The organism is Streptomyces thioluteus (assembly GCF_039535865.1).
Window position 1 is genome coordinate 42,669 of record NZ_BAAAXZ010000132.1, and the last position, 11,318, is coordinate 53,986.

General features: G+C 73.5%; 7 protein-coding genes and 6 pseudogenes. 11 read left to right on the forward strand and 2 right to left on the reverse strand.

The annotated features are described in order from the left end of the window. Positions 1-79: 79 nt before the first annotated feature. The 6 genes and pseudogenes from ABD794_RS17550 to nudC all read left to right on the forward strand — a co-directional run. On the forward strand, positions 80-664 hold the full coding sequence (locus ABD794_RS17550; RefSeq protein ID WP_344964475.1) for a hypothetical protein: 585 nt from the start codon (positions 80-82) through the stop codon (positions 662-664). Beyond that, a complete protein-coding gene (locus ABD794_RS17555; RefSeq protein ID WP_344964477.1) occupies positions 648-1,274 on the forward strand; it encodes a hypothetical protein in 627 nt (208 codons plus the stop codon). Before ABD794_RS17550 ends, ABD794_RS17555 begins: the two co-directional genes overlap by 17 nt. A gap of 369 nt (positions 1,275-1,643) precedes the next feature. Further along, positions 1,644-2,411 carry a PD-(D/E)XK nuclease family protein gene (locus ABD794_RS17560; RefSeq protein WP_344964479.1) on the forward strand — a complete coding sequence of 256 codons (768 nt, stop codon included), beginning with the start codon at positions 1,644-1,646 and terminating at the stop codon, positions 2,409-2,411. Positions 2,412-3,700: 1,289 nt separating this feature from the next. Beyond that, positions 3,701-4,765 (forward strand): M20/M25/M40 family metallo-hydrolase, encoded by a 1,065-nt coding sequence (locus tag ABD794_RS17565; RefSeq protein WP_344964481.1) that lies wholly within the window; start codon positions 3,701-3,703, stop codon positions 4,763-4,765. A 179-nt stretch (positions 4,766-4,944) separates the two neighbouring features. Then, a complete protein-coding gene (locus ABD794_RS17570) occupies positions 4,945-5,244 on the forward strand; it encodes a hypothetical protein (RefSeq protein ID WP_344964484.1) in 300 nt (99 codons plus the stop codon). Beyond that, a pseudogene (nudC, locus tag ABD794_RS17575) lies at positions 5,241-6,171 on the forward strand (NAD(+) diphosphatase); the annotation flags it as partial. The gene ABD794_RS17570 and the pseudogene nudC, both read left to right, overlap by 4 nt. A 36-nt stretch (positions 6,172-6,207) precedes the next feature. Here nudC and ABD794_RS17580 read toward each other — a convergent pair. Continuing rightward, a pseudogene (locus ABD794_RS17580) lies at positions 6,208-6,445 on the reverse strand (glutaredoxin domain-containing protein). A gap of 738 nt (positions 6,446-7,183) precedes the next feature. On the opposite strand from ABD794_RS17580, the pseudogene ABD794_RS19180 reads away from it, so the two are divergent. The 5 genes and pseudogenes from ABD794_RS19180 to ABD794_RS17590 form a co-directional block, all read left to right on the forward strand. Beyond that, a pseudogene (locus tag ABD794_RS19180) lies at positions 7,184-7,381 on the forward strand (UvrD-helicase domain-containing protein); the annotation flags it as partial. A 220-nt stretch (positions 7,382-7,601) separates the two neighbouring features. Beyond that, positions 7,602-7,835: pseudogene (locus ABD794_RS19185) on the forward strand (ATP-dependent DNA helicase); the annotation flags it as partial. After that, positions 7,720-8,568 carry a 3'-5' exonuclease gene (locus ABD794_RS19355; RefSeq protein WP_486389123.1) on the forward strand — a complete coding sequence of 283 codons (849 nt, stop codon included), beginning with the start codon at positions 7,720-7,722 and terminating at the stop codon, positions 8,566-8,568. The pseudogene ABD794_RS19185 and the gene ABD794_RS19355, both read left to right, overlap by 116 nt. A 133-nt stretch (positions 8,569-8,701) precedes the next feature. Beyond that, on the forward strand, positions 8,702-8,884 hold the full coding sequence (locus tag ABD794_RS19195) for a hypothetical protein (RefSeq protein ID WP_425586057.1): 183 nt from the start codon (positions 8,702-8,704) through the stop codon (positions 8,882-8,884). Positions 8,885-9,497: 613 nt separating this feature from the next. Continuing rightward, positions 9,498-9,864 (forward strand): annotated as a pseudogene (locus ABD794_RS17590) (WhiB family transcriptional regulator). A gap of 689 nt (positions 9,865-10,553) precedes the next feature. Here the strand turns inward: ABD794_RS17590 and ABD794_RS17600 are convergent. After that, positions 10,554-11,318 (reverse strand): annotated as a pseudogene (locus ABD794_RS17600) (AarF/UbiB family protein); the annotation flags it as partial.

Below are 11,318 nucleotides of genomic sequence, written 5' to 3' on the forward strand. Positions count from 1 at the left end.
GTTGCAGGCCGCGCCCGTCCTGCTGCGCCGAACGCCGAGGTAGCGGGGACCTGGCCGCGCGCTACGGACGCGGTCTTCGGTGGACTATACCAGGACGACCGGACGCCGCGCGAGGGTGCGGCTGCTGCGCGCGCTGGGCCGGCGGGGGCCGCCCGCTGATCGCCTTCGGCGATCCGGACCAGTCATCTACGCCTTTTCCGCGGCGGCGGACGTGGGCGGCATCCTCACTTCCCGGACGCACTTCCCGCGCCGCGACGGCACGCCCGCCCGGTGCGCGTGGCTGACCACCTTCGCGCCGCTCCGCGCCCGGCGCTGGCTGCCGCCACCCGGCCTCCAGCACCGACCCGGATTGGGCCGCTCACCGCGACTCCCGGCCGCCCCGTCCGCGCCCGCACCGCACCTGACCGCCGACCGCCCGTCGCCGGTCGAGGCGTACACCTACCCCACCGCAGGCGCCGAGACCGACAACGTCGCCGACATCCTGCGCCCGCCCACCTGGAGGACGGCGTCCCCCTGGGCGACAATGGCCGTCCTGGTCCCGCGCCGGCTCCCGCTCCCTGCCGGTGCTGCGCCGCGCGCTGACCCTCGTCGGCGTACCGGTTTGGAGGTCGACGGCGACGACGCCCCGCTGCGCCACAACTCGGCCGGTGGGCGCCGCTGCTGACGGCGCTGCGGGTGGTGCGGAGCAGTGGCGGCGGGCAGGGTCCGCCACGCAGATCCCGACGCTGCCGCAGCCCCCTCGTCCGATCGCCCCCGAGACCCGCCCCTCGCCGCTGCTCACCTCGCCGCTCGGCGGCATGGACTGCACCGACCTGCGCCGGCTCGTGCCGCGCCCTGCGCGAGGAGGAACGGGCCGCCGGCCGGACCCCCCGTCCAGGCCCTCCGGAGTGCTCGTCGCCGAGGCGCTCCCCGATCCGCGAGCGCTGGTCGCGCACAGACCCGGCGGTACGCCAAGGGCGCCCTCGCCTGGCGCGGCTGCTGCGCACCGCCCGCGCGCGTCTGCGGCCGGCGGCACCGCCGGAGGACGCGCCTTTGGCGTGTGGGACGGCACCCCCTGCCCGACCGGCTGCGCGCGCCGACGCGACCGCGCGGGGCGTCGGACGCACGCGGACCGCGATACTGGACGCGGTGTGCGCCCTGTTCGAGACGCGGCCCGCGCCGGGAAACGCGTCGGCGGCCCGGACGTCCTCAACTCCTGGACGAGCATGGAGGCCCAGGACATCGCGCCGACACCCTCACCCGCCGCCGGTGCGGACGGACGCCGTCGCGGCTGATGACAGCGCTCCCGCTCCAGGGACGGATGTGGCGGCTCGTCGTCGTCGCCGCGGTCCAGGAGGGCCTCTGGCACGACCTTCGCCGCCGCGCCCGCTGTTGGAGGCGGACCGCAATCGGCGCGACGGCCTCGGGCCGAACCCTGCCGCCCGGCGCCCTCCTGGCCGAGGAACGGCGGCTGTTCTACGTGGCCGCCACGCGCGCGCCCGGGAGCGCCTGGTCGTCACGGGCGGTCAAGGCGTCGGCGGAGGACGGCGACCAGCCCTCCCGCTTCCTCGCCGAACTCGGCGTCGATAGCCGGTGGACGTCACCCAGCGCCCCCGGCGGCCGCTCGCCGTCGCCGCCTCGTCGCCGAGCTGCGGTCCACCACCGTGACCCCGCCGCGTCCCCGCCCTGCGGTCCCCGCCGCGGCCCGCCTCGCCGGCTCCGCCGCGCTGAGCGCGGAGGAGCCGGCCGCTCGTCCCCGCCGCCGACCCCGACCGCTGGTGGGGGCTGTACGAACCGACGCACAGCGGGGTGCCGCGCGCGACGCGCGAGCGCCGGTGGCGCTCTCCGGCTCCGCGCTCGGCCAGCTCGCGGACACCTGCTCCCTCCAGTGGTTCCTGGGGCGCGAGGTGCGGGCGGAGGCCCCGGCCGGCCCCGCCCAGGCTTCGGCAACGTGGTCCACGGTCCTCGCCGACGACGTCGCGTCGGCCGCACCCCGGCCGGCTCGCCGTCCTGATGGAGCGCCTGGACACCGTCTGGGACGCGCTCGCCTTCGATGCCCCCTGGAAGTCCCGCCAGGAGAAGGAGAACGCGCGGCCGCCCTGGAACGCTTCCTGCGCTGGCACGTTCCTGGAACGCGGCGCACGCCGGTCGCCAGTGAGCACCCCTTCGACGTCACGCTGAAGGCGGAGCAGTACCGGTGCGGGTGCGGCCGGCTCCATGGACCGCGTGGAGAGGGACGAGGCGGGCCGGGCGTACTGGTCGACTTCAAGACCGGCAGGAGCGCCCCGAGCGCCGCCGAGTCGCCCCGCCACCCGCAGCTCGCCGTCTACCAGCTGGCGGGTCGGGCGGGCGCGGTGAACGACCTGTTCGGACGGCGAGTGGCCCCGGTACGGCGGCGCGGAACTGGTCCAGCTGCGGCAGGGCGCGGTTGAAGCGGGACGGGGCGGGGACGCGCTGCCGAAGGTGCCAGGCGCAAGGAGTCCCTGGAGACTCGGGGACGGCTGGGTCTGCGAACTCCTGCCACGGGCGGCCGGCCGGGTCCTTGGACGAACGCTTCGCCCCGCGCCCACGGCCAGCACTGCACGCACTGTGCCTTCCGGGCAGCGTGCTCGCGAGGCCGTAGGTGGCGGCAGGTGTGGAGTGTGCAAGGACCGCGGGCCCTGTCAGCGTTCCCCGTTACAGTGAGGGACATGACCCGGCGCGTCACTGGACCCCGAGCGCTCAGGGACCTGTCGGCATCCCTTCACACCCGAGCAGACGGCCTGCAGTACGCCGCCGCGCCGGCCCCCCAGGTGATCGTCGCCGGCGCGGCTTCGGCAAGACCACTGTGTGGCCGCCGCGTGTCTGGCTGGTCGGCGCCGTCCTAGGTGGCACACGAGAGCGTACTCGGCCTCACTTCACAACAGGCGGTCGGCGAACTCGCCGCCGCGTCCGCAAGGCGCTTGGCCAAGGCCGGCGTCACCGCCGTGAGGCCACCGACGAGGACGCCAGCGAGCCGCGGATCTCACGTACCAACGCCTTTCGCCGGCCGCCTTTGCTGCAAGGGGGCACGGCTGCGCATCGGCCTGGTAGCCCACATGCCGGCTCCTCGCGGACGCCACCGCGCTTCCCATGTCGCCGCCCAGCGTCCTGCGCAGCCTCGCCGGGCCCGCACCACGCGCTCACATGGCCGCCCGTTCGCAGACCTCGTCGCCGACCTCCTCGCCCTGAGGCGATGCTGCCGAGCACCTGTCGACCCGGCCGCTTGCGGGCCCAGACGAGGAGCTTGCTCTCCGCGGCTCGGGAGGCAGGCTCACCGAACTCCGCTGCGTCAAGGCCCCGAGACCGCCCGCGCCCGCCGCGAGCTGACCGGCTCGTCGAGGCGTACGCGCGGAGTTAGCGCGCCGCGATCCTCCTCGACTTCGGCGACCAGATAGCCCTCTCCGCCGAGACGCGGGGCCCGTACCCGCCCGATTTGGGCCGCTCGTGGATCCTGGTCGAGCAGTTCGAGGTGGTCCTCTCGACGATTACAGGACACCTCCGGTGCCCAACGGCGTCCTGCTCGCCTGCCTTTCGGGGGAGGTCACGGGCCACGCGTCACCGCCCCGTCGGCGACCCCTGGCAGGCCATATACGGTGCTGGACGGGCGCCTCCGTGGCAACCTCGAGACTTTCCGCGCCACTTCCCGCACGCCGCGGCCGCCCCGCGACCGCTACGGTGGCTCATCGGCGAGAACCGGCGCATGGCGGCGTCCGACTCATCCCTTGCCGAACGGCTTGGCCGCGCCGCTGGGGGGGCGCGAGCGCACGAGGGCGTCGAGGCGCTGCGCCCGCGCCCGGCGCTGAGCAGGGACGGGCTGGTGCGCTGCGCCCTGCTGCCACCCAGGTCTGGTAACTGGACTGGCATGTCCGCCGCAGCGCCGACTGGCTCGCGGCGAAGCTCAAGGGAGACGGGTTTCCCGACCGTCGAGGTCTGGGAGACGGGGACGGACGGCGACGGCGGCGAGGGCAACGGCGCCCCCGCGGTCTTCGCGGAGTGGCCCTCCGGGGACGACGACGCCCCCACGGTCCTGGTCTACGGCCACCACGACGTCCAGCCGGCCGCCCGCGAGGACGGCCTGGCACACGACCCGTTCGAGCCCGTCCTCAAGGACGGCCGGCTCTACGGGCGCGGCGCCGCCGACGACAAGGGCCAGGTGTTCTTCCACACGCTCGGTGTCCGCGCGCACCTGGCGGCCACCGGCCGGACGGCCCCGGCCGTCAACCTCAAGCTGATCGTCGAGGGCGAGGAGGAGTTCGGCTCCCCGAACTTCCCGGCCCTGATCCGCGACCGCGCCGACCGCCTCGCCTGCGACAGCGTGATCGTCTCCGACACCGGCATGTGGTCCGAGGACACCCCGACGGTCTGCACCGGCATGCGCGGACTCGTCGAGTGCCAGATCGACCTGTACGGGCCGGACCAGGACAATCCACTCCGGCTCCTTCGGCGGGGCCGTGCCCAACCCGGCCACCGAGGCCGCCCGGCTGGTCGCCGCCCTGCACGGACGAGGACCGCCGCGTGGCGATCCCCGGCTTCTACGGACGGCGTCGTGAGCCTCACGACCGTGAGCGCGAGCTCTTCGCCGAGCTGCCCTTCGACGAGGAGCGCTGGCGGCGCACCGCGCACTCGCACGCCACGCTGGGCGATGGGCCGGCTTCACCACCCTGGAGACGCGTCGTGGGCCCGTCCCACCGCCGAGGTCAACGGCATCGGCGGCGGCTACCAGGGCCCCGCGGCCAAGACGATCGTGCGGACTCGGCCCGGCTGAAGCTGTCGTTCCGCCTGGTGGCCCGGGCCAGGACACGGACCGGATCCAGCAGGCCGTGCGGGAGTGGACGGCGATCCGCCTCCCCGCCGGCATCCGTCACGGGATCACGTTCACCGGGGCCACCCGCCCCCTGTCTGACGCCGCTGGACCACCCCGCGCCTCCAGTCCGTCGTCGGGCCATGGGCCGCGCCTTCGGGCAGAAGATCCGCTTCACGCCGCGACGGGCGGCTTCCGGCCCCCGCCGCCGACCTGCAGGACGTCCTGGGCGTCCCCGTGCTGTCGTCGGCATCTCGGTGCCCTCGGACGGCTGGCACGCGCCGAACGAGAAGGTCGAGCTCGACCTCCTCATGAAGGGCGTGGAGACCGCGGCCCACCCTCTGGGGCGACCTCGCCGCGGGCCCGGGCGGGCACTAGCGGCCGCACCGGCCCCAGACGCACCACGACCATCACCACAGGGGGTGAGTTGGAAGCAGCCGTGACCACCTGGACCGCATCCCGGCCGACCGTCCCATCACGCTCAGCGGCGCGAGCGGCCATCGACCGCGCCGCGCACCACCGCCTGGACGAGGCATGGCTGGCGGCGGCCTGGAGCCACCCCTCGACCCGGGTCTTCGTGTGTCTCCGGGGGACAGGCGCTGATCGACGACACCCCCGACGGCCGTACGGAGCTGGTGATGACGCCGGCCTTCGAGGCCCCCGTCACCGAGACGCACCGCTACTTCCTCGGCCAGGACGAGGACGGGGTGGCCTACTTCGCCCTGCAGAAGGACACCCTGCCCGGCCGCATGGACCCAGTCGGCGCGCCCGGCCGGGCGTGCGCGAGGCGGGCCTGCTCCTGTCGCCGCGCGACGCCGGCCTGCTGGTGCACGCGGTGTGGCCCTGGAGAACTGGCAGCGGCGTGCACCGCTTCTGCTCGCGCTGCGGCTGAGCGCACCGTCATCGCCGCCGCCGGTCACATCCGCCGCTGCCAGGCCTGCGGCGCCGAGCACTACCCGCGGACCGACCCCGCGCGTGATCATGCTGGTCACGGACGACCGGGACCGCGCATGCTGGGGCCGCCAGATGCACTGGCCGGAGCAGGCCTCGCTTCTCCACGCTCGCACGGCTTCGTCGAGCCCGGCGAGTCCCATCGAGCAGGCGGTGCGGCGCGAGGTCGCCGAGGAGGCCGGTCGTGGTGGTGGGCGAGGTGGAGTACGTCGCCAGCAGCCCTGGCGTTCCCGTCCAGCCTGATGCTGGGGCTTCCGGGCGCGTGCCGTCTCCTCCGAGATCCAGGTGGACGGCGAGGAGATCCACGAGGCGCGCTGGTTCTCTCGGGAAGAGCTGCGGGCCGCGTTCAAGTCCGGGAGGTGCTGCCTCCCACCGGAATCTCGATCGCAGCCCGGCTGGTCGAGCTCTGGTACGGCGAGCGCCCTGCCGTAGGCGGAGTTGCCGTAAGCCGGGGGTCAGACGCCGACCCCGATCTTGGCCTTGACCTGGGCGAGAGAGGGGTTGGTGTGAGCGTGGAGCCGTCGGCGAACAGCAGGGTCGGCACCGTCTGGTTGCCCCCCGTTGGCCTTCTCCACGAAGGACCGCCGACTCCGGGTCGAGGCTCGATGTTTCACCTCGGTGTACTCGATGCCCTCCCGCTCCATCTGGCGCTTGAGGCGTACGCAGTACGCAGCACCAGGTGGTGCTGTACATCGTCACGGCGTGACATGGGGCTCCTTAGGATCGTGCTGTGGTGGGGGAGCGCTGCTCCGGTGGTAGAACGTGCACCTTTCCCTCGACGCCGCTCTTCCCGTGCCAGCATAAGTACGACCGCAGGCGCCCCGCCTGTGGACAACCGTCCCGGTCGCCTCCCGGAACCTGGCAGCATGGCGGGGTGACACCAGCAACGCACACCACCCTCTTCCCCCAGGTGCCGGAGACCGCCGACGCCGTGCTCGACGGGCTCGACCCCGAGCAGCGCGCGGTCCGCGACGGCGCTCGACGGGCCGGTGTGCGTGCTGGCCGGCGACGGGTACGGGACAAGACCCGCGCCATCACCACCGGATCGCCTCGGGGTCCGCTCCGGGCTGCTCCAGCCGCGAGTGTGCTCGCCGTCACCTTCACCAACCGCGCCGGCGGGCGAGATGCGCGGCGGCCTGCGCCAGCTGGGCGCCGCCGGCGTCCAGGCCCGCACCTTCCACTCGGCCGCCTGCGCCAGCTCCAGTACTTCTGGGCCCAAGGCCGTCGGCGGCGAGCTGCCCCGGCTGCTCGAGCGCAAAGGTCCAGCTCGTCGCCGAGGCCGCGGCCCGCTGCCGGGTCCGCCTCGACCGCAGCGAGCTGCGCGACACCACCGCCGAGATCGAGTGGGCAAGGTCACCCAGACCGTCCCCGAGGAGTATCCGGCCGCCGTCGTCCGCTGCGGCCGCGAGGCCCCCCCGCGACACCGCCGAGATCGCCAAGGTCTACGGCGTCTACGAGCAGCTCAAGCGCGAGCGCGGAGTGATCGACTTCGAGGACGTCCTGCTGCTGACCGTCGGCGTCCTCCAGGACCGGCACGACATCGCCGAGACCGTCCGCCGCCAGTACCGGCACTTCGTGGTCGACGAGTACCAGGACGTCAGCCCCCTCCAGCAGCGACTCCTGGAGCTCTGGCTGGGGGAGCGCGACAGCCTCTGCGTGGTCGGCGACGCCAGCCAGACGATCTACTCCTCTTCACCGGCGCGACCCGGACCACCTGCTGGACTTCCGCACCCGCACCCCAACGCCACGTCGTCCGGCTCGTCCGCGACTACCGCTCCACCCCCCAGGTGGTGCGCCTGGCCAACGGGCTCCTCGCCCAGGCCCGCGGGCCCGCGCCGCCGACCACCGCCTGGAGCTGGTCTCCCAGCGGGAGAGCGGCCCGGAGCCGGCCTACGCGGAGTTCGCCGACGAGCCCGCCGAGGCCGAGGGCGTCGCCCGGGCGCGTCCGCGACCTCATCGCCTCCGGCGTGCCGCCGGCGAGATCGCGGTCCTCTACCGCATCAACGCCCAGTCCGAGGGCTACGAGCAGGCCCTCGCCGACGTGGGCGTGCCCTACCAGCTGCGCGGGGCCGAGCGGTTCTTCGAGCGCCCCGAGGTCCGCGAGGCCCAGGTGCTGCTGCGCGGCGCGGCCCGGGCGGCGGACGGCACCGACCCCCGGCTGGCCGCCGCCGAGGATCTGGCCGACCAGGTCCGGGCCGTCTTCTCCACCCGGGGCTGGACGCCCGAGCCGCCCCGCCGGCTCGGGCGCGGTCCGCGACCGCTGGGAGTCCCTCGCCGCCCTGTGCGGCTCGCCGAGGACTTCGCCCGGTCCCGCCCTGGGCGCCACGCTCGCCGACCTCGTCACCGAGCTGCAGGAGCGGACCGAGGCGCAACACGCCCCCACCGTCGAGGGTGTGACGCTCGCCTCGTTGCACGCCGCCAAGGGCCTGGAGTGGGACGCCGTCTTCCTGGTCGGCCTCACCGAGGGCATGCTGCCGATCACCTACGCGAAGACGGACGAGACAGATCGAGGAGGAGCGCCGGCTGCTCTACGTCGGCGTCACCCGGGCCCGCCGCGCCACCTGACCCTGTCGTGGGCGCTCTCCCGGGCGCCGGGCGGGCGCCCCTCCCGTCGCCCCAGCCGCTTCCTGTCCGGCCTGCGGCCGGGCTCCACGGCCCCCCCGCCCGGGCACGCTAGCCGGACGCCACGGGTCCGCTGGGCCACGTCTCCGTACGGATCGGGCTCGTCCGGCTCCGGCGTCGCTCCGGCGACGGCCCCGCCCCCCGGGCGCAGGGCGCAGACCGGTGCCGCTGCCCGCGTCTGCGGCGCACCCTGACGCGACGCGGGGGAGATCAGAGCTGCTGCGCTGTCGGAGGCACCTGCCCCAGCGAGCTGACGAAGGGCTGCACGAGCGGCTGCTGGACTGGCGCGCCGGGCAGGCCGAACGGCTCGGCCAGCCCGCCTTCTGCGTGGTCACCGACAAGACGCGTGCTGGCGATCGCCGAGGCCGCGCCGGAACCGAGGCGAGCTTTCCGTCATCTCCGGTGTGGGGAAGGCGCAAGCTCGGCACGTTCGGGGCCGACGTCCTGGCGCTGTGCGCCGGCCGCGAGCCGGGGTCGTGCGAGGGCTCGGAAATCTCTCCGGAAAAATAGTTTGCGTGCGCGGAGGGCATACCCATAGCCTTCCGAGCAGGGAAACGACGGGTCCTTACGGATCCGCCGGCTCCGTGCTGTACTGAACCGAAGATTGCGACGGACCGCGGTCCGTCCCGAGACGCCGAGAGGAGGCGAGACCATGATCAGCTTCATCCCCAGCACAAAATGACCGATCGCCCGGTCTTCGCCATGCGTCCGCTCGGCCTGCGCGCGGTCGACGCCGTACTCCGGTGTCGTCCTCGCCTCCGGTCTCGGTTCCGTCAACGGCACCGGTCTGTCCTCCATCGCCCTCCCGGCCAACGCGCGGCCCTGGGGGAATGAGCGACCGACCAAGGCGCCCACGGGCAGCGGCAATGGCGGCAGAGGCACAGTTCTCACGCCTTCGCAGCAGAGACCAACGGCGCCGAATCGGACGAGCAGTACGCAGCACCACACGATGTGGGCCTTCGCGTGGGCTCGAACCCTGAGAGAATCCAGCCTGATCGGCAGATCAGGTCGGCACCTTCCAGGGCCGCGGACCCACACCGGGATCCGCGGCCCTTTTGCTTGCCCCCAGCCGGGGGAAACCAGCCCGGACACCAGCCGGAACAACAGACGAGGAACACCAACCGTGCAGATCAAGGCACACACCCCGTCAGTAGCCACCGACACTGATCCCCCCGCCGTCCCACGGAGGACACCTTGACCCCCCCTGACCGCGCTCACCGACCTCGACGACGCGATCGAGAACCTGGGCAGCCACCGGTCCCGTGCCGCAGCTACGACCCGGAGGTCTTCTTCGCCGAGTCCGCCGGCGGACGTGGAGTACGCAAGTCGCTCTGCCAGACCTGCCCGCTGGCGCGAGGCCTGCCTCGCACGGCGCCAAGGACCGTCGCGAGCCGTGGGGCGTCTGGGGCGGCGAGCTCTTCGTCCAGGGCGTCGTCGTGGCCCGCAAGCGCCCCCGTGGCCGCCCGCGCAAGAACCCGGTCGCCGCATGAGTCTCCCCGGCACGATCGACGCTCCCCCTCGCGCACACGACCCCACGAAGCAGGAACCGACGATGCACCCACACGGTCCCCCGAGCCCGCCGGCTCCGCCCTCCCCGCACGCACCACCTCCGGCGCCGATCACCTCGCGTCAGAACAGGAACCTCGAAATGCAACTCATCCCAGAAGTCCTGGCCCGTGCCCATATGCACGAGTGGCAGGGCCGTTCCGGCTCGCGGCGGCCCGGCGCGTGCAGCGCCGCGCCGAGCGGGCCTCGCTGCGCGCCCGACGGGCATTGGCCATTGGCCGTGATGCAGCACTAGGCCATTCCGCCGAACGCGACTTGGTGAACCGGGGGGCCGGTCCGAAAGGGACCGGCCCCCCCGGTGCGTTCGGGTGGCGTTGAACCCTCACGAACCGTTCACGGGGATAGTCGTCTGGGAGTGGACCAGAAGACGCCTGATTCAAGCGCAGTTTGGACCCTGAGGCCACCGGCACCACCCTCACGTGTGCCCGTTGCGGAACCACCGCAGACGGCTTCCCGCCGACCTTGACCTGCTCCGTGGAAGAACGGCGGCCGCCACTACTTCTGGCGTACGACTGGCTCCGCGCCAACCTCAGAGCGACTCGAGGGCCGATCTCGACTCCGCCTGGTGGTGAGGGAACGGGGCCCGCGCCTCCGGCGGACCCGCCCGCCCCGCTCAGGCGGAGTCCCCTGACCGCAGTCCTCCACCGGGCCGGCTGTCCGCGAAGCCCGGGACCCACGCCTCCATCTCGTCGCGCAGCCGCACCGTCGCGCCCAGCTGACAGAGTCACCCTATGGGTGCTCGTGGTCACCCGGTGGATGAGGCAAGTACGGCCGTGGGGCAGGTTGAGCTGACGGGCCAGCTGGTACGCGGGAGAGCGGGGATCGGCGATCCGCGTGGCCTGGGACCGCATCCAGTCGCGGCGTGAAGGTGAACTCGTCCACCTGGGCAGGCTCGATGATCGGCAGCAGATAGTCGAGCACGGCTTCCGGGTCGAGCTCGATCTCGGCTGACGAACCCTCGTCACGGAGCAGCTCGTGGACCGCCTCGGCCTCGCCGTCCAGCGTCAGCCGCAGCGCCGTCCCGATCTCGGCCGGCAGTCCCTGCGGCAGCCGGTCCACGTGCCGAAGTCCAGGACGCCCAGGCGCCATTTCTCCGGTGGCCCGTCGGGGTGGTCGCCGGTGACCAGACGGAAGTTGCCCGGTGCGGGTCGGCGTGCAGCAGTCCCGTGCGGGCGGTGCCGAGAAGAGAAAGCGGGCCAGCAACTGGACCTGCCGGTCCCGCTGCTCTGGGTGCCGTCCGTTATCACCTCGGACAACGGCACCCCCTCCAGCCACTCCGTCACCACACTTGATCGCTGTGGTGCACACGGCCGGCACCGTGACGTCGGCGTCCCCCGCGAACTCTCGGCGTGGGCGATCTGGGCGCTCGCCTCCAGCC

Bases quoted from the DNA above. Each gene is read 5' to 3' on its own strand.
- ABD794_RS17570 (WP_344964484.1), top strand. From the start codon at position 4,945: ATGGGCCGCGCCTTCGGGCAGAAGATCCGCTTCACGCCGCGACGGGCG.
- ABD794_RS17565 (WP_344964481.1), top strand. From the start codon at position 3,701: ATGGCGGCGTCCGACTCATCCCTTGCCGAACGGCTTGGCCGCGCCGCT.